15 protein-coding genes are annotated in these 17,023 nt (G+C 62.9%); 5 read left to right on the top strand and 10 right to left on the bottom strand.

Annotated elements, in window-relative coordinates:
* Positions 1 to 323: 323 nt before the first annotated feature.
* The 6 genes from NKI10_RS25555 to NKI10_RS25530 all read right to left on the bottom strand — a co-directional run bounded on the left by NKI10_RS25555 (position 324) and on the right by NKI10_RS25530 (position 8,422).
* Positions 324 to 1,163, bottom strand: coding sequence for an alkaline phosphatase family protein (locus tag NKI10_RS25555; RefSeq protein WP_023671391.1), 840 nt, complete (start codon positions 1,161 to 1,163; stop codon positions 324 to 326).
* A 64-nt stretch (positions 1,164 to 1,227) separates the two neighbouring features.
* Entirely contained in the window at positions 1,228 to 2,883 is a 1,656-nt protein-coding gene (locus NKI10_RS25550; protein ID WP_352535465.1) for an ABC transporter ATP-binding protein, read from the bottom strand.
* Entirely contained in the window at positions 2,883 to 3,710 is an 828-nt protein-coding gene (locus tag NKI10_RS25545; protein WP_023703637.1) for an ABC transporter permease, read from the bottom strand. Before NKI10_RS25545 ends, NKI10_RS25550 begins: the two co-directional genes overlap by 1 nt.
* Positions 3,711 to 3,719: 9 nt before the next feature.
* A complete protein-coding gene (locus NKI10_RS25540) occupies positions 3,720 to 4,679 on the bottom strand; it encodes an ABC transporter permease (RefSeq protein ID WP_023823868.1) in 960 nt (319 codons plus the stop codon).
* A 16-nt stretch (positions 4,680 to 4,695) separates the two neighbouring features.
* Positions 4,696 to 6,282 (bottom strand): ABC transporter substrate-binding protein, encoded by a 1,587-nt coding sequence (locus NKI10_RS25535; protein ID WP_023671387.1) that lies wholly within the window; start codon positions 6,280 to 6,282, stop codon positions 4,696 to 4,698.
* Between the two features lie 154 nt (positions 6,283 to 6,436).
* The gene (locus tag NKI10_RS25530; RefSeq protein ID WP_023826675.1) at positions 6,437 to 8,422 is read right to left on the bottom strand and encodes a CocE/NonD family hydrolase; all 1,986 of its coding nucleotides are present in this window, start codon (positions 8,420 to 8,422) and stop codon (positions 6,437 to 6,439) included.
* Positions 8,423 to 8,611: 189 nt separating this feature from the next.
* Between NKI10_RS25530 and NKI10_RS25525 the strand changes: the two genes are divergently transcribed.
* Positions 8,612 to 8,860 (top strand): BrnT family toxin, encoded by a 249-nt coding sequence (locus tag NKI10_RS25525; protein WP_031197083.1) that lies wholly within the window; start codon positions 8,612 to 8,614, stop codon positions 8,858 to 8,860.
* Positions 8,847 to 9,158 (top strand): BrnA antitoxin family protein, encoded by a 312-nt coding sequence (locus NKI10_RS25520; protein WP_023671384.1) that lies wholly within the window; start codon positions 8,847 to 8,849, stop codon positions 9,156 to 9,158. The genes NKI10_RS25525 and NKI10_RS25520 overlap by 14 nt, the downstream gene beginning before the upstream one ends.
* A 10-nt stretch (positions 9,159 to 9,168) precedes the next feature.
* Here the strand turns inward: NKI10_RS25520 and NKI10_RS25515 are convergent, their stop codons facing one another.
* Genes NKI10_RS25515 through puuE form a run of 4 tightly spaced genes read right to left on the bottom strand, consistent with a single transcriptional unit; the run spans position 9,169 to position 12,571 of the window.
* Positions 9,169 to 9,762 (bottom strand): nucleoside deaminase, encoded by a 594-nt coding sequence (locus NKI10_RS25515; RefSeq protein WP_023683488.1) that lies wholly within the window; start codon positions 9,760 to 9,762, stop codon positions 9,169 to 9,171.
* 3 nt (positions 9,763 to 9,765) lie between these two features.
* Positions 9,766 to 10,266 (bottom strand): ureidoglycolate lyase, encoded by a 501-nt coding sequence (locus NKI10_RS25510; RefSeq protein ID WP_023725922.1) that lies wholly within the window; start codon positions 10,264 to 10,266, stop codon positions 9,766 to 9,768.
* Positions 10,263 to 11,120 carry a bifunctional allantoicase/(S)-ureidoglycine aminohydrolase gene (locus NKI10_RS25505; protein WP_460221618.1) on the bottom strand — a complete coding sequence of 286 codons (858 nt, stop codon included), beginning with the start codon at positions 11,118 to 11,120 and terminating at the stop codon, positions 10,263 to 10,265. The genes NKI10_RS25510 and NKI10_RS25505 overlap by 4 nt, the downstream gene beginning before the upstream one ends.
* A gap of 32 nt (positions 11,121 to 11,152) precedes the next feature.
* Positions 11,153 to 12,571 (bottom strand): allantoinase PuuE, encoded by a 1,419-nt coding sequence (gene puuE / locus NKI10_RS25500; protein WP_352862232.1) that lies wholly within the window; start codon positions 12,569 to 12,571, stop codon positions 11,153 to 11,155.
* 184 nt (positions 12,572 to 12,755) lie between these two features.
* On the opposite strand from puuE, the gene uraH reads away from it, so the two are divergent.
* From uraH to xdhB, 3 genes are read left to right on the top strand one after another with little or no spacing between them, the layout of a single operon-like run.
* A complete protein-coding gene (gene uraH / locus NKI10_RS25495) occupies positions 12,756 to 13,130 on the top strand; it encodes a hydroxyisourate hydrolase (RefSeq protein ID WP_023694734.1) in 375 nt (124 codons plus the stop codon).
* A 3-nt stretch (positions 13,131 to 13,133) separates the two neighbouring features.
* A complete protein-coding gene (gene xdhA / locus NKI10_RS25490; protein WP_352862231.1) occupies positions 13,134 to 14,612 on the top strand; it encodes a xanthine dehydrogenase small subunit in 1,479 nt (492 codons plus the stop codon).
* The gene (gene xdhB / locus NKI10_RS25485; RefSeq protein WP_352862230.1) at positions 14,612 to 16,978 is read left to right on the top strand and encodes a xanthine dehydrogenase molybdopterin binding subunit; all 2,367 of its coding nucleotides are present in this window, start codon (positions 14,612 to 14,614) and stop codon (positions 16,976 to 16,978) included. The genes xdhA and xdhB overlap by 1 nt, the downstream gene beginning before the upstream one ends.
* The last annotated feature ends 45 nt before the right edge of the window (positions 16,979 to 17,023 follow it).

Genomic DNA, 17,023 nt, shown 5'->3' with positions numbered 1-17,023 from the left:
TCTCATCCCCAGAAAGACACTCCACAACAAACCGTAGCCGCTCGTCCATGATGCCAGTCTCTCGCCAAACCATCGCCGGTCCTCCGGCGGACAAGAAAACTGTCACCCATGCTATCGGTCCATTCTGTTACCTATCTATCCGGTTCGGACACGTCTCCCTTCTCCCCGTCACTATACGGGGAGAAGGTGCCGGCAGGCGGATGAGGGGCGGCGCCGGCGTTGGGGTATTTATTTTGATGTTAGCGCTGCCCCTCACCCTTACCCTCTCCCCGTATAGTGACGGGGAGAGGGGGTAGCGAACGGCGGCTCAGCGACGACCTCCGTCACCCCAAAAACGGCTTAGCCTTCATGGTCTCCGGCACCGGCACACCCAGCCGCTTCAGCACCGTCGGCGCCAGTTGCAGCTGATCAAGCAGCGTGTCCGGATCCGGCCCTTTGCCGGCTCCGAAATAATACAGCGCGAAATCCTGCATTTCATCGTCGCGGCCGCCATGATGGCCGCGGTCTGTCTGGCCGTGGTCGGCGGTTACGATCACCTCGTAACCGGCTTGCCGCCAGCCCGGCAGGAAGGCTGCCAGCATGCCGTCCATCGCATAGCAGGCATGGTCCATTTCGTGGCAGTCATGGCCGAAGCGATGACCCATCGAATCCAGCGTGCAGGTGTGCAGGATCCCGTAGTCGATATCATGGCGCCGGGTCAGCATGGTCAGCGTCGCAAACAGGTCGACATCGCTCGGCGTCATCTGGTTGCGGGCATTATAGCCGGTCATGGTGTGGAAGCGGCCATGCGTGATGGGTCCGTTGGGCTCGTCGAACTCCATGTCCTCGATCAGGTCGAACGGATAGGAGCGGAAGAATTCGGACCAGTAGGAGTGCGTCACCGCGCCGGTCTTGCCGCCGGCCTTGCTGACTTCGGAGAAAATATCCGGCTTGTTGACGAGAAACCGGTTTTCGTTGGACAGGATGCCGTGCTCCTGAGGCGAAACCCCGGTATGAATCGAAGCATAGCAGCAGGCCGAAGTAGACGGCAGCACCGAGCGCATCTTCCACACCTGCGCCTCGCCCGACTGCACCCAGCCCTCGAGATTGCCCATCAGCCGGCGCCAGTTCCGGTAGGGCACGCCATCGAGAATGATGAGCAGCAGTTTGGTCTTGAGCGCCATGGGCGGCTCCGGAAAGCTTTTGTCGTTGAAAGAAGTTTTCGCGACAAAGGCCGCGAATTCCCTACTAATTCCCCGCGCTCGCCATGCGCCGTCCCTTGATCGCCTTTTCCAGCCAGCCGATCTCCATCTCGGGAACGGACGACAGCAGCAGGTCGGTATAGGCGTCGAAGGGCGGCGTCAGCACCTTGCTCTTGGCGCCGTAGCGCACCACCTCGCCGCGGTACATCACCGCGATCGAATCGGCGATCGACTTCACCGTCGCCAGATCGTGAGTGATGAAGAGGTAGGCGACCTTCTCGTGCTGCTGCAGGTTGAGCAGCAGCTTGAGAATGCCGTTCGCCACCAGCGGGTCGAGCGCCGATGTCACCTCGTCGCAGATGATCAGCTTGGGCTTGGCGGCGAGCGAGCGGGCGATACAGACGCGCTGTTTCTGGCCTCCGGAGAGTTCGGCCGGATAACGATCGAGAAAGCCCTTGCCCATCTCGATCTCGTCGAGCAGTTCGGCGACGCGCTTGTCGCGCTCGCGGCCGCGTATGCCGAAGTAGAATTCCAGGGGCCGGCCGATGATGGTGCCGACGGTCTGGCGCGGGTTCATCGCCACGTCGGCCATCTGGTAGATCATCTGCAATTGCCGCAGATCCTCCTTCGGCCGGTCGGCAAGCCTGTTGGCGAGCGGCCTGCCGTCGAAGGTGACGGTGCCTTCTTCCGGCGGCAACAGCCCGGTGATGGCGCGCGCCAGCGTCGACTTGCCGGAGCCGGATTCACCGACGACGGCCAGCGTCTGTCCCGGATAGATGTCGACCGAGACGTTCTTCAGCACCTTGACGTGGCTGCCGCCGTAAGCGGCGGTGACGTTCTTGACCGACAGGAACGGCGCGGCGCCGGGCTTCTGCTCGGCATGCTCGATCTCATGCACCGAGACCAGCGCATTGGTGTATTCCTGGCGCGGCTCCTTGATGATCTGGCGAGTGCCGCCCCATTCGACCAGCCTGCCATGGCGCAGCACCATGATCTCGTCCGAGACCTGGGCGACGACGGCAAGATCGTGGGTAATGTAGAGCGCCGCGACATGGGTGTCGCGGATGGCGTCCTTGATCGCCGCCAGCACGTCGATCTGCGTCGTCACGTCGAGCGCCGTGGTCGGCTCGTCAAAGACGATCAGGTCGGGTTCCGAACACAGCGCCATCGCCGTCATCACGCGCTGCAACTGGCCGCCGGAGACCTGGTGCGGGAACCGTTCGCCGATGATTTCGGGGTTTGGCAGGCTGAGCTTCTTGAACAACGCCACGGCACGTTTCTCGGCCTCGGCGCGTGTCGCCGTGCCGTGCAGCAGCGTTGCTTCCACCACCTGGTCCATCAGCTTGTGCGCCGGGTTGAAGGCGGCGGCCGCCGACTGCGCGACATAGCAGACCTCGCGGCCGCGCAATTTGCGGAAACCTTCCTTGCCCCCCTTGAGGATATCGCGGCCGTTGAGCAGCACCTCTCCGCCGGTGATGCGCACGCCGCCACGGCCATAGCCCATCGACGACAGGCCGATGGTCGACTTGCCGGCGCCGGACTCGCCGATCAGGCCGAGCACCTTGCCCTTTTCCAGCGTCAGCGAGACATCGTGGACCAGCACGATGTTCTTCGGCACCTCGCCGGGCGGAAACACTGTCGCCTCGATGCGCAGATTGCGGATATCGAGCAGCAGGCCGGGCTTTGCTTTTGTGTCAGCCATCACCCGCGTCCTCCCTTCAGGCTTGTCGTGCGGTTGAGCACCCAATCGGCGACCAGATTGACCGAAATCGCCAGTGCTGCGATCGCCGCGGCGGGGATGAGTGCCGCCCCGATACCGAAGACGATGCCGTCCTTGTTTTCCTTGACCATGCCGCCCCAGTCGGCATCCGGCGGTTGCACGCCGAGGCCGAGAAAGGACAGCGTCGACAAGAACAGCACCGCGTAGATGAAGCGCAGGCCAAGTTCCGAGACCAGCGGCGACAGCGCGTTGGGCAGGATCTCGCGGAAGATGATCCAGCCGCTGCCTTCGCCCCGCAGCTTGGCGGCCTCGACATAATCCATGACGTTGATGTCGACGGCCACCGCGCGCGACAGCCGGTAGACGCGGGTCGAGTCGAGGACGCCCATCACCAAGATCAGCGTCACCAGGTTGGTCGGCAGCACCGAAAGCACGACGAGCGCCATGATCAGGGTCGGGATCGACATCAGCAGATCGACAAGGCGCGACAGCAGCGTGTCGAACCAGCCGCCGAACACCGCCGCCGAAAAGCCGAGGATGGCGCCGAGCGAGAATGACAGCGCGGTGGCCAGCACCGCAATGAACAGCGTGATGCGAGCGCCGTAGATCATGCGCGACAGAAGATCACGGCCGAGATTGTCGGTGCCCAGCCAATGCGCTGCGGACATCGGTTCCCAAGGAACGTCGCTGACAATCTCGGCATTGCCGTGTGGTGCGATCCATGGCGCGAAGACAGCCGCCACGACGAACATCGTCGTCAGTACGATGCCAATCAGCGCGGGAATGGGGATGCGTTTGATATCGAGCATGCCCGCCGCCTATTTCGGATGTCTGAGGCGCGGATTGGCGACAATCGCCCCGATGTCCGCGATGATGTTGAGAGTGATGTAGACAGCGGCAAAGATCAGGCCGACGGCCTGCACCACCGGCACGTCGCGCTTGGTGACGTGGTCGACCAGATATTGCCCCATGCCGGGATAGACGAAGATCACCTCGACCACGACGACGCCGACGATGAGGTAGGCGAGGTTGAGCATGACGACATTGATGATCGGCGCGATGGCGTTGGGGAAAGCATGCTTGCGGATGACGTTGAAGGCCGACAGGCCTTTCAGTTCAGCCGTCTCGACATAGGCCGACTGCATGACGTTGAGGATGGCCGCGCGGGTCATGCGCATCATATGCGCCAGCACAACCAGCGTCAGCGCGGCGGCCGGCAACGCGATCGCCTGCATACGCTCGCCGAACGGCATGCCGTCATAGACCGTGGAAATGGCCGGGAACCATTGATACTTCACGGCAAAGAAGTAGACGAGCACATAGCCGATGAAGAATTCCGGGAAGGAGGTCGAGGCGAGCGCCAGGCCGGAGATCAGCTTGTCGACCCAACCGTTGCGGTAACGCACGGCGATCAGGCCGAGGATGATCGCCAGCGGCACGGCCACGACCGCCGCCCAGAAGGCGAGAAACAGCGTGTTCCACAGCCGCCCCTTGATCGAGGTCGCGATATCCTGGCCGCTCGACATCGCCGTGCCGAGGTCGCCGGTGAGTGCACCGCCGAGCCAATGGAAATACCTGATGTAAGCCGGCTGATTGAGGCCGAGCTGCTCGCGCAAATTGGCGAGCGATTCCGGCGTCGCCGACTGTCCGAGAATGGCTTGCGCGACGTCGCCGGGCAGGATCTGGGTGCCGGCGAAGATCAGGACCGAAACGGCCAGCAAGAGGACGATGCCCAGCGCAACGCGCTGGGCTACAAGTTTCACGACGGGTGAGGACATATCCGCAAAGCCGGGCTCAGGCTTCGAGCCAGCACTTCGCCAGCGCGTAGCCGTTCATCAGCTCCTGATGCGGATCGTCGACCCAGCCGCCGACCTTGGCGCCTGTCGCATCGATGAACTGATTGAACATCGGCAGGATCAGGCCGCCCTCGTCGCGCACCAGCACGGCCATGTCGTGGTACATCTGCTTGCGCTTGGTCTCGTCGAGTTCGGCGCGTGCAGCCAGCACCAGCTTGTCGAAGTCCGGACGCTTGAAACGGGTGTCGTTCCAGTCGGCGGTCGACAGATAGGCGGTCGAGTACATCTGGTCCTGGGTCGAGCGGCCGCCCCAATAGGAGGCGCAGAAGGGCTGCTTGTTCCAGACCTCGTTCCAGTAGCCGTCGCCGGGCTCGCGCTTGAGCTCGATCTTGATGCCGGCCTTGGCCGCGCTCTGCTGGAAGAGCTGCGAGGCGTCGACCGCGCCCGGGAAGGCGACGTCGGAGGTGCGCAGCAGCACGGTGCCGTCATGGCCCGACTTCTTGTAGTGGAACTTGGCCTTGTCGGGATCATATTTGCGCTGCTCGATCTCGGAAAACAGCGGATAGGACGAATTGATCGGGAAGTCGTTGCCGAGCGAGCCGTAGCCGCGCAGCACCTTGTTCAGCATCTCCTCACGGTCGATCGCGAGCTTCAGCGCCATGCGCAGGTCGCTGTTGTCGAAGGGCGCGGTGTTGCAATGCATGATGAAGACATAGTGGCCGGGGCCGGCATGGTTGCGGATGGTGACGCCCGGTACACGCTTGATCAGGTCGACGATCTTCGGCTCGACGCGGTTGATCATGTTGACCTGGCCGCCCTGCAGGGCCGCCGTGCGCGCGGTCGCGTCGTTGATGACGATGATCTCGATCTGGTCGGCATGGCCCATCTTGTCGGCCTGCCAGTAATTGGCGAAGCGCTCGCCGCCATGGCGCACGCCGGGCTCGTTGGTGGTGACCTTGTAGGGTCCTGCCGAGATGCCGGCATCCGCCTTGTCCTTGCCGCCGTTGGGCTGGACGATGAGGTGGTAGTCGCTGAGGAGATAGGGAAGGTCGGCGTTGGCCTCCTTCAACGTCAGGACGACTTCCTTGCCACTGGCCTTGATGCTGTCGATGCCCTTCATGTAGCCTAGCGCGCCGGACTTCGACTTTTCATCGGAATGGCGCTCGAGCGTTGCCGCCACATCCTCAGCGGTCACCGTCTTGCCGTTGTGGAATTCGACGCCGTCTCGGATTTTCAGCGTCCACACCTTGGCGTCGTCCGACGAGCCGATCTCTTCGGCGATGCGGTTCTCGAGCTTGCCTTCCGGAGACAGCTCGACGATCAGTTCGCCCCACATCTTGCCAAAGGCGAACGGCACTTGCGTCATGAACAAAGCCGGGTCCAGGCTGTTCGTGGATTCGCCGCCGACGAGGCCGGCCTTCAGCGTGCCGCCCTTGACCGGGCCTTCCGCACGAGCCGCACTGGAAAGCAGCATATTGGCGAAGGGCGCTGTGACGCCGAGTGCGGCGGCGCGGCCGAGGAAATCACGACGGCTCAGCTTGCCGGACGCAACGCGCCGGCTCAGATATTCGAGTTCGTTGGACATTTGAGTTCCTCACTCTGTTGGTTCGACCTTATGGTCGTTTTTTGCTTGTTGTTACCAAAGGGATATTGACCGGAAGGCAAAGCCGTAAGCAAGACGGAATGCGACATGCCGTGGCGTAAATCGTGCGTCGCAACTGGACCAGTCGGGTCGACGCTCAGAGCAGGTCGCGCGGGATCGTCTCTTCGAAATCGCGTTCGAAAACCAGCGTTTCGCCCTCATAGGCTTCGATTCTGGCGCTGACGATGAAGTTTTGCGCATCGCAGCGCATTTCAGCCGACGTCTCGGTGCGAACCGACCATCCGTTTCGCGACAAGGTCTGCGTCCAGTGCGTGCGACCCGAGGCAGACAGCGGCTCGTCGGGGTGGATCGTCCAGCTCTCGCGGGCAATGCTGCCATTGGCCAGTCCATGCGCGAGATCGCGCACTTCTCCGAAATCATCCGTGATCGACAGCGTGACGATGCCGGTCTTCTCATCGCGATCGACGTGACGCTCGGAATTCGCTGCACGAACTGTCGCGGTTGCCCAGGGTGTTGCGCCTTCGGGAGACTGGAACGAGGTCTCGTCGGCTTTTGCGAGCGGGCGCAGCGGCAGCCTCAGCGTCGCCGCTGAAAGGTCTAGCCGCACCGGCTCCGGCGACGGCCAGATCATCGGCCAGTAAGCATTGGAAACCGCGATGCGCAGGCGGTGTCCGGCCGGCACGCGGTAGGCGCACTGGTCGAGAATAACGCGCGCCGAAACCGTTTCGCCCGGCACCAGCGCTTGCGGCTGTTCGTGCGAAGAACGATGCGTCAGGTTGAGCACGCCGTAGGAGATCAGTTCCGAGGCGCCGTCGGGGTGCACGTCGCACAGCCGCACCGCGATGTTCGCCTGCGGGCGATCGGACGACACCCGGATGAGAAGCTCCGGCGCGCCGACGATGTCGAGTGCCTCGGCAAGCACAGGCTGATCGAAGCAGACGGACAGCGCGTCGTCCGGGCGCTGGTCGCCCGGCAGTTCCGGGCCAAAGGTGAAGGGAAAATATTCGCCGCCGGCGAGCCCGCAGCTTTGCGGGGTCGCCACGATCGCCGGCCTGACGCCGTCAGCAATGAGTTCGATCGCCCCGACCTTGATGTTGGGAGACGGCCATTCCTGTTCGGCCACCCAACGGCCCAGCCGCTCCGGGTGCCAGCGCGCGGGGCGCACACTGTCCATGACATAGGCGCGATAGTCCGGGTCGGCCTCGACACCGGTGTCGACGCCTTTCAGCCAGCGGTCCCACCAGCGCAACGCCTCCTGCAGGAAGCCGATGGCGGGTGTTGGCCCGGCATAATGCGGGTATTTGTGGATCCACGGCCCGACAATGCCCTTCACCGGCGCCTGGATGTTGGCGACGAGGTGCGAGATCGTGTTGCGGTAGCCGTCATGCCAGCCGCCGATCGACAGCACGGCGGCTTTGACCGCGGAGAAATCCTCGCAGATCGAACCGCGTTTCCAATAGGCGTCGCGATGCTGATGGCTGAGCCAGAGCGGCAGAAGGAAAGACTGGTTCTCCAGCCGCGTCAGCCAGAGGTCGCGCCAGCGGTTGTCGCCCGCAATCAGCGGATCCGGCGGTCGCGACGAATAGGACAACATGGTCGAGGCCCAGCCGAAATTTTCCGTCAAAAGGCAGCCGCCCTTGTAGTGGATGTCGTCGGCGTAGCGGTCGACGGTCGAGCACAGGCTGATCACCGCCTTCAGCGCCGGCGGCTGCTTGGCCGCCACCTGCAGGCAGTTGAAGCCGCCCCAGGAAATGCCCATCATGCCGACACTGCCGTTGCACCAGGGCTGTGCTGCCGCCCAGGCAATCACATCGCAGGCGTCCTGCAATTCCTGTTCGGAATATTCGTCGTCCATCAGCCCTTCGGAATCGCCATTGCCGCGCATGTCGACGCGGATCGAGGCGTAGCCGTGGCCGGCGAAATAGGGATGCGTCAGCTGATCGCGAAAGATGGTGCCGTCGCGCTTGCGGTAGGGCAGGTGCTCGAGGATCGCCGGCACCGGATCGCTGCTGGCGTCCTCCGGCATCCAAACCCGCGCCGACAGCCGGCAACCATCCGGCATGACGATGCCCATATCGGGGAATTCGACGACCTTGCGGGGAAATTCGGTGATGGTTTTCATGCGATGCTCCAGGATGTCAGTGACGCATGAAGCGGGCATGTCATGAAGTCAAACGGGCGACGGCCGGTGTCGCCGCGACGACGCCACGATATGTAGCCCGATTGTTTTGCCCTGATGTTGCAGGATTATAATTAATGTATTACATTTATTAACTGAACCCAACGTGATGAGGATGGTTTCGCCTGAAAAATCGTTTGGGATGAGCCAAAGCGCGTGACGAACCTGGACAGCCGGGGTCTCGATTTTGCCGAACTCGATATTGAGTTTTTTGCGACTTCAACCGTCCTTCCAGCCAAGGCCGACCGGTTCAAGGCGATTGGCGAATTCGGAGAGATCATCCTGGCCGTGATTTTCAAGCCGCTTGGTTCGGAGGCGATTTCGGTGATCTCGATGCGCCGTGCCAGCCGAAAGGAAAGGTCAGTATATGAACAATCCTAAATCGCGTGTTCGACCGCTTACCGATGCGGAGGAAGTGGAAATTCAAAGACAAATTGTTGATGATCCCGACGATGCGGAGACGACAGACGAACAGTTGGCGCAGGCCAGGCCTTTCGCGGAAGTGTTTCCAGAACTTTTCGAGAGCATAAGGCGTGCTCGTGGCCGGCCAGCCGTGGAGAAGCCTAAGCAAGTCGTGTCCATCCGTCTGGATCAGGATGTCATCAGTAAATTCAAGGCGACCGGCAAGGGCTGGCAGGCCAGGATCAACGAGGTGCTGAAAAACGCGAAGGTAGGCTAGGCAATCCGCGTCAGTTCAGCGGAATGTCGTTTTCGGCCTTGCGCGCCTGATAAGCGCCGGACAGTTCGTCGTAGCGGGCGGAAATATTGCCGATCCTTGCCTCAAGCCGGCCGCGCTCGGCCTCGGGCAGCGCCCGCACCAGCCTGCGAATGGAAAAACTCTTCCAATAAGCGTTCTCGGCATTGTAGCCGCCGGGATCAAGAGTGAAGACCTCTTTCAGGATTTTCAGATCGTGCGGGATCGCAAAGCTGTCGCGTGAATCCTCGTGGCTGAAGAGGTAGTAGAAATTGTCGAAGCCGGTCCAGGTGATCGCCGACAGGCAGAGCGAGCAGGGCTCATGCGTGGCGATGAAGATGGCGTCCTTGGTGTCGACGCGCTCGGCTTTCGGCATTTCATAGAAACGCTTCAGGCAGTGCACCTCGCCATGCCAGAGCGGATTTTCCATCTCGTTGTTGGTTTCGGCCAGCACCAGCGAGCGGTCGCCCTTCCGCAGGATGGCGGCGCCGAACAGCTTGTTCCCATGGGCCACGCCCTCTGCCGTTTTCGGCACGATGTCGTGCTCGATGACATCGAGCAGGCGGTCGATCAGCGATATGTCGGTCATTTCTCAGGTCTCGTTGGGGAGATGGATTTCGTAGGGGTGCGAGAAATGGAACTCTTCGAGGTTGGAGCCGTCACCGCCGCGGTCGACGATGACGAAATCCTGCGCTTCGCCGAGCGGCGTCAGCACGCCGTGCCAGAGATTGCGCGGATAGTTGACGCCTTGCCCGGGTGCGGTGATGAAGGCGTGCGGCTCGCCCGGACCGTCCTTGCCGTCATGGCAGACGACGACCAGGAAAGGCCGCGGCGACAGCGGGATGAACGCCTGGCTGCCCAAGGGATGGCGCTCGACCATGGTCAGCTTCAGCGGCAGGTCGTAAGGCGTGCCGCGCGCCATCGAGATCAGCACGCGGGCATTCGGTCCCGCGGCTTCAGCGGTGGCGAGATTGTGGTAGCGCTCGGTCTTGCCGCCATTGATCGGGTAGTGATTGCCGCCGCCCATGTCGATGACATCGCCGAAGCCGGCAAAGCTTTCGCGCGTCAGCGGCCGCGCTGTGATGCGGGTCACCGCGCGCGACCGCCAATGCCCGCCCCGCCGAGCTTGGCGTGCCGGTTGACGTCCTTGTAAAGGAGATAGCGGAATTTGCCTGGGCCGCCCGCGTAGCAGGCCTGCGGGCAGAAGGCGCGCAGCCACATGAAGTCGCCGGCCTCGACCTCGACCCAGTCCTGGTTGAGGCGGTAGACCGCCTTGCCTTCCAAGACATAGAGCCCGTGCTCCATGACATGCGTCTCGGCAAACGGGATGACGGCGCCAGGCTCGAGCGTAACGATGGTGACATGCATGTCGTGGCGCATGTCGGCTGGATCGACGAAACGGGTCGTCGCCCAGCGACCCTCGGTGCCGGGCATCGGCGTCGGCGCCATTTGCTGGTCACTGCTGAACAGGACTTCCGGCGCGTCGATGCCGTCGACGGCCTCATAGGCCTTCCTGATCCAGTGGAAGCGTACGGCGTCGCGACCTTCGTTGCGCACCGTCCAGCCGCTGTCCGGCGGCAGGAAGGCAAAACCGCCGGCTTGCAGCACGTGCTTCTTGCCGGCCAGCGAAACGGTCAACTCGCCCTCAACCACGAACAGCACGCCCTCGGCGCCGGCGTCCGGCTCGGGCCGGTCGCTGCCGCCGCCGGGCAGGACCTCGACGATGTACTGCGAAAATGTCTCGGCGAAACCCGAAAGCGGCCTGGCGATGATCCAGGCCCTGGTCTCGTCCCAGAACGGCAGGGGGCTGGTGACGATGTCCTGCATCACCCCCTTTGGTATGACCGCATAGGCCTCGGTGAAGACGGCGCGGCCGGTCAAAAGCTCATTTTGGCCGGGATGGCCGCCATGCGGCGCGTAATAGGTTTTCTGGTCAGTCTTGATCATATCCATTGGGTCCTGACCCCTCAGTCATTTCATTAGAGCGGGAGCATGTCTTTCAGGCGGAGCAGCGCAATGCGCTCGACCTGTTTGCAGGCGGTATCGAGTTCGATGCCGCGGCTGTTGCCGATGCGCGCCTCGAACTCGGCGAGGATCTCCTTCTTGGTCTTGCCCCGCACCGCGATGATGAAGGGAAAGCCGAAGGTGGTGACGTAAGCGGCGTTGAGCTTGGAAAACAGCTCGCGCTCCTTGTCGGTCAGCGCGTCTAGGCCGGCGGAAGCCTGCTCGCGTGTGGATTCCGCCGTCAGCCGCCGCGCCTTGGCCAGTTTGCCAGCGAGATCGGGATGGGCGTTGAGGACGCCGATCCGCTCGGTTTCGCTGGCGGCGCGGAAGACGCGGCAGAGCGCATTGTGCAGGCCGCCGGCGCTGTCATGCGCCGGCCCAAGCTCCAGCTCATAGGCACGTTCGGCGACCCAGGGCGAATGTTCGAACACGCCGCCGAAAGTGTCGACGAAGGTCTCGAACGCCATCTTCGACGGCTTGAGCGCCGCCGGCTGGTAGGGGTGGTTCTCCTGCCAGTGCCTGGCGATATCGACGCGCCGTGCCAGCCAGACCTTGTCGTGCGATCTGACATAGTCGACGAAGCGCTTCAGCGCCGCCACCCGCCCGGGACGTCCGACGAGGCGGCAATGCAGGCCGATATTCATCATCCGCGGCCGGCCCGCTTTGCCCTCGGCATAGAGCGTGTCGAAACTGTCCTTCAAATAGGCGAAGAACTGGTCGCCGGAATTGAATCCCTGCGGCGTGGCGAAACGCATGTCGTTGGCATCGAGCGTGTAGGGGATGACGAGTTGCGCGCCGCCGCTGTGCTCGAACCAGTAGGGCAGTTCGTCGTCATAAGTGTCCGACACATAGTCGAAGCCGCCCTCTTCGGCCACCAACCGCACCGTATTGACCGAGGTGCGGCCGGTGTACCAGCCGGTCGGCCGTTGGCCCGTCACCTCGTAGTGCAGCTTGATCGCCGCTTCGAGGTCGCGGCGCTCGTCCTCGGCGCTGTGGTCGCGGTAGTCGATCCATTTCAGGCCGTGCGAGGCCATTTCCCAGCCGGCCTCCTGCATCGCCGCCACCTGGTCGGGCGACCGGGCTAATGCTGAGGCGACCCCGTAGCAGGTCACCGGCACTTGCGCCTCGCTGAACAGGCGCAGCAGCCGCCAGAAGCCTGCCCGCGCGCCATATTCGTAGATCGATTCCATGTTCCAGTGGCGCTGGCCGACCCAGGGCGCGGCGCCGACGATTTCCGACAGGAAGGCTTCCGAGGCCTTGTCGCCGTGCAGCACGCAGTTCTCGCCGCCTTCCTCGTAGTTGACGACGAATTGGACGGCCACATGCGCACCGCCCGGCCATTTCGGATCCGGCGGATTGGCTCCGTAGCCGCGCATGTCTCTAGAGTAACGCATTGCCCCTCCCCGCCGGACGCTGCCGGAAGTTATGATCAGGATAGTCGAAAGGGTTGCTCGCGCATTCCCCCGAAATTTTTGAAAGTGTTTTTGTGCCACTCCGCTCGACCGGGACTTATGCATCGCCTTTAATTGGCGCACAATTCACTGCTTTGTTCGGCTGTATCGGAAATGGGAGGCGCCAGTGGCAGAAACGTCGAAAGCCGATGGCGGACGTCTGACGACGCATGTGCTCGACACCGCGACCGGCAAGCCGGCGGCGGGCCTGTCGATCGCGCTTTATCATCTTGAGAGCGACGCGCGGATACATTTGAAGACCGTCGTCACAAATGCCGACGGCCGCTGCGATGCGCCGCTGCTGGCAGGAGCGGAATTCCGCCTCGGCGAATACGAACTGGTGTTCGCCGCCGGTGACTATCTACGCGGCCAGGGCACCAAACTGCCGGAACCGGCCTTCCTCGACAGTGTGCCGATCCGCTTCGGCATGGCGGAATCCGTGCATTATCACGTGCCGTTGCTTATCTCTCCTTATGGCTACTCGACCTACAGGGGGAGCTGACGCATGGCCAAGATCACCATACGCAACGAGATCCGCTTCATCCTCAATGGCAGGGATGTCGCGCTGTCGGTGGCGCCCGACGCGACCTTGCTCGACTGGTTGCGGCTCGACCGCTCGCTGCGCGGCACCAAGGAAGGCTGCGCCGAGGGCGATTGCGGCGCCTGCACGGTGCTGGTCGGAAAATTGTCCGCCGGCAAGCTGGTTTATGAAAGCGTCAATGCCTGCATCCGCTTCCTGGGCTCGCTCGACGGCACCCATGTCGTCACCGTCGAGCATCTGCGCGGCGCGCCTGGCCAATTGCATCCGGTGCAGCAGGCGATGGTCGATTTCCACGGTTCGCAATGCGGCTTCTGCACGCCGGGCTTCGTCATGTCGCTCTACGGCCTGTGGATGAAGTCGCCGGACCCGTCGAATGCCGCGATCGAAAAGGCCTTGCAAGGCAATCTTTGCCGCTGCACCGGCTATGAGGCAATCATGCGCGCCGCGCGTGCCATCTCCAGCTACGGCAAGGCGGCGAAGGATCCGCTGGCGGCCGAGCGCAAGGCGATCACCGCCAGGCTCGAGGCTATGCATGACGGTGCCCGCGTCGAAATCGGCGCCGGCAAGCAGCGGCTGGTTGTGCCGGCTGACGTCGACGATTTCGCCGCTGTACTGGACAAGGAGCCCGGCGCCACTGTTGTCGCCGGCTCGACCGACGTCGGCCTGTGGGTCACCAAGCACATGCGCGACATCTCACCGGTAGTCTTCATCGGCAATCTCGAGGGGCTGTGCGCGATCTCCGAAGACAATGACGTCATCACCATCGGCGCCGGCGTCACCTACACCGACGCCTTCGCGACACTGGCCAAGCGCATCCCCGCGCTCGGGCCATTGTTCGACCGCATCGGCGGCGAACAGGTACGAAACATGGGCACCATCGGCGGCAACATCGCCAATGGCTCGCCGATCGGCGACACGCCGCCGCCCCTGATCGCGCTTGGTGCGCAACTGACGCTGCGCCGCGGCAAGAAGCGGCGCACCATCGCGCTCGAGGATTTCTTCATCGCCTATGGCAAGCAGGACCGGCAGCCAGGCGAATTCGTCGAGGCCGTGCACGTTCCCGTGCCGGCCAAGGGCACGAAGTTTGCCGTCTACAAGATCACCAAGCGCCGCGACGAGGACATCACCGCAGCCCTTGGCGCCTTTTTCCTCGACTTGGCCAAGGACGGAACCGTGGCCGATATATGCATCGCCTATGGCGGCATGGCGGCCACCCCGAAGCGGGCTTTCGGTGTCGAAAAAGCGCTGCTCGGCAAGCCGTGGACGGAGACGACGGTGGAAGCGGCCATGGCTGAATATGCCGGCGATTTCACCCCGCTGACCGATATGCGGGCATCGGCCGAATACCGGGCGCTGGCGGCCAGGAACCTGCTGCTGCGCTTTTTTGCCGAAACCAGCGGCAGCAAGGCGCCGTTCCAGGTGTCGCGCAACGAGGCGGCCTGATGAACAAGCACGCCTCTCCAGATCTCAAGGCGCAGAAGATTTCCGGTGGCGTCGCCGCCGACCAGCGCCACGATTCCGCGCACAAGCATGTCAGCGGCAGCGCGGTCTATATCGACGATATGCCGGAACCGGCGGGCATGCTGCATGGCTGCCTCGGCCTGTCCACGGCGACGCATGCGACGATCAGCAAAATGGATCTGTCGGCGGTGCGCGCGGCGCCGGGCGTCGTCGATGTGCTGACGGCCAAGGACGTTCCGGGCGAAAATGACATCTCGCCGACCGGCCGCCACGACGAGCCGGTGCTGGCCGACGACAAGGTGCAGTTTTATGGTCAGCCGATCTTCTGCGTTATTGCCAAGACGCGCGAACAGGCGCGCCGCGCCACCCGGCTGGCCAAGGTCGAATACAGTCCATTGCCTTTCGTCACCGACATTGGCGACCTCGACCCCCGCAAGGACAAGCTGGTCACGCCGCCGCTCACGCTGAAGCGTGGCGATGCCGCTGCCGCGATCAAGGCGGCGCCGCGCCGGCTGAAGGGCAAGATGCGCATCGGCGGCCAGGAGCATTTCTATCTCGAAGGCCATATCGCCGTGGCCATCCCCGGCGAAGACCAGGACGTCACCATCTATTCCTCGACCCAGCATCCGAGCGAAGTCCAGCATATGGTCAGCCATGCGCTGGGCGTGCCGAGCAACGCCATCACAGTGGAAATCCGCCGCATGGGTGGCGGCTTCGGCGGGAAGGAGACGCAAGGCAACCAGTTTGCGGCATTGGCTGCGATCGCCGCCAAGAAACACCATCGCGCGGTAAAAATCCGGCCCGACCGCGACGACGACATGATCGCCACCGGCAAGCGCCATGATTTCCTTGTCGAATACGACGTTGGCTTCGACGACGACGGCAACATTTTAGGCGTCGATTTCATGTTTGCGGCGCGTTGCGGCTTTTCCTCGGACCTGTCCGGACCGGTCACCGACCGCGCGCTGTTCCATTGCGACAACACCTATTTCTGGCCGGCGGTGCATGCGCAATCGGCGCCGCTTTACACCAACACCGTGTCGAACACGGCGTTTCGCGGCTTCGGCGGCCCGCAGGGCATGGTCGGCGCCGAACGGGTCATCGACGAGGTTGCCTTTGCCGTCGGCAAGGACCCGCTCGAAATCCGCAAGCAGAATTTTTATGGCACCAGTGGTGATAAAGACGGGGGCCGCAACGTCACCCCTTATCACCAGACGGTCGAGGACAACATCATCCACCGCATCGTCGCCGAGCTGGAGGCGAGCGCCGACTATGCGGGGCGCCGCCGCATCATCCAGGCCTTCAATGCCAACAGCCGCTTCATCAAGCGCGGCCTGGCGCTGACGCCGGTCAAATTCGGCATCTCTTTCACAGCCACCCACTACAACCAGGCCGGCGCGCTGGTGCATGTCTACACCGATGGTTCGGTGCATCTGAATCACGGCGGCACCGAGATGGGGCAAGGCCTCTACGTCAAGGTGGCGCAGGTGGTGGCGGAAGAGTTCCAGATCGACCTCGACCAGGTCAAGATCACCGCGACGACCACCGGCAAGGTGCCCAACACTTCGGCCACCGCGGCGTCGTCCGGCACCGACCTCAACGGCATGGCGGCGCAGAACGGCGCCCGCCAGATCAAGGAACGGCTGACCGACTTCGCCGCCGAAAAATACCAGGTGCCGCGCGAGCAGGTGCTTTTCCTGCCCAACCGGGTGCGCATCGGCAACCAGGAGATCGCCTTCACCGACCTTGTCAAGCAGGCCTATATGGCCCGCATCCAACTGTCGGCGGCGGGTTTTTACAAGACGCCGAAAATCCACTGGAACCGTGACAAGGGCGAGGGCCGTCCGTTCTATTATTTCGCCTATGGCGCCTCGTGCTCGGAAGTCTCGGTCGACACGCTGACCGGCGAATATGTCGTCGAGCGCACCGACATATTGCATGAAACCGGCCGCTCGCTGAACCGCGCCATCGATCTCGGCCAGATCGAGGGCGGCTTCATCCAGGGCATGGGCTGGCTGACGACGGAGGAGCTGTGGTGGGACGACAAGGGCCGGCTGCGCACGCATGCGCCGTCGACCTATAAGATCCCGCTCGCGTCCGACCGGCCGAAGATATTCAACGTCACGCTGGCCGACTGGCCGGAGGCCAACGAGCCGACGGTGCACCGTTCCAAGGCGGTCGGCGAACCGCCCTTCCCGCTCGGCATGTCTGTGCTGCATGCGCTGTCGGACGCGGTGGCAAGTGTGGCCGATCATAAGATCTGTCCGCGTCTCGACGCTCCTGCAACACCAGAACGGGTGCTGATGGCGATCGAACGGCTGAAGGGTGAAGCCAAGAATAGCGCCTGACTCTGACCTGGATTCTGGCAAAACGTGCAATTCAGACTGAAAAAC

Origin of the sequence: Mesorhizobium sp. M0802 (assembly GCF_040320115.1) — a bacterium.
Lineage (GTDB): Bacteria > Pseudomonadota > Alphaproteobacteria > Rhizobiales > Rhizobiaceae > Mesorhizobium.
The sequence above is the reverse complement of the archived record's forward strand: the minus strand, read 5'-3'. Positions and strand labels throughout refer to the sequence as shown.

Bases quoted from the DNA above. Each gene is read 5' to 3' on its own strand.
- NKI10_RS25535 (WP_023671387.1), bottom strand. From the start codon at position 6,282: ATGTCCAACGAACTCGAATATCTGAGCCGGCGCGTTGCGTCCGGCAAG.
- puuE (WP_352862232.1), bottom strand. From the start codon at position 12,571: ATGCGTTACTCTAGAGACATGCGCGGCTACGGAGCCAATCCGCCGGAT.
- NKI10_RS25555 (WP_023671391.1), bottom strand. From the start codon at position 1,163: ATGGCGCTCAAGACCAAACTGCTGCTCATCATTCTCGATGGCGTGCCC.
- NKI10_RS25505 (WP_460221618.1), bottom strand. From the start codon at position 11,120: ATGATCAAGACTGACCAGAAAACCTATTACGCGCCGCATGGCGGCCAT.
- NKI10_RS25550 (WP_352535465.1), bottom strand. From the start codon at position 2,883: ATGGCTGACACAAAAGCAAAGCCCGGCCTGCTGCTCGATATCCGCAAT.
- NKI10_RS25515 (WP_023683488.1), bottom strand. From the start codon at position 9,762: ATGACCGACATATCGCTGATCGACCGCCTGCTCGATGTCATCGAGCAC.
- NKI10_RS25520 (WP_023671384.1), top strand. From the start codon at position 8,847: ATGAACAATCCTAAATCGCGTGTTCGACCGCTTACCGATGCGGAGGAA.
- xdhB (WP_352862230.1), top strand. From the start codon at position 14,612: ATGAACAAGCACGCCTCTCCAGATCTCAAGGCGCAGAAGATTTCCGGT.
- NKI10_RS25540 (WP_023823868.1), bottom strand. From the start codon at position 4,679: ATGTCCTCACCCGTCGTGAAACTTGTAGCCCAGCGCGTTGCGCTGGGC.
- xdhA (WP_352862231.1), top strand. From the start codon at position 13,134: ATGGCCAAGATCACCATACGCAACGAGATCCGCTTCATCCTCAATGGC.
- NKI10_RS25530 (WP_023826675.1), bottom strand. From the start codon at position 8,422: ATGAAAACCATCACCGAATTTCCCCGCAAGGTCGTCGAATTCCCCGAT.
- NKI10_RS25545 (WP_023703637.1), bottom strand. From the start codon at position 3,710: ATGCTCGATATCAAACGCATCCCCATTCCCGCGCTGATTGGCATCGTA.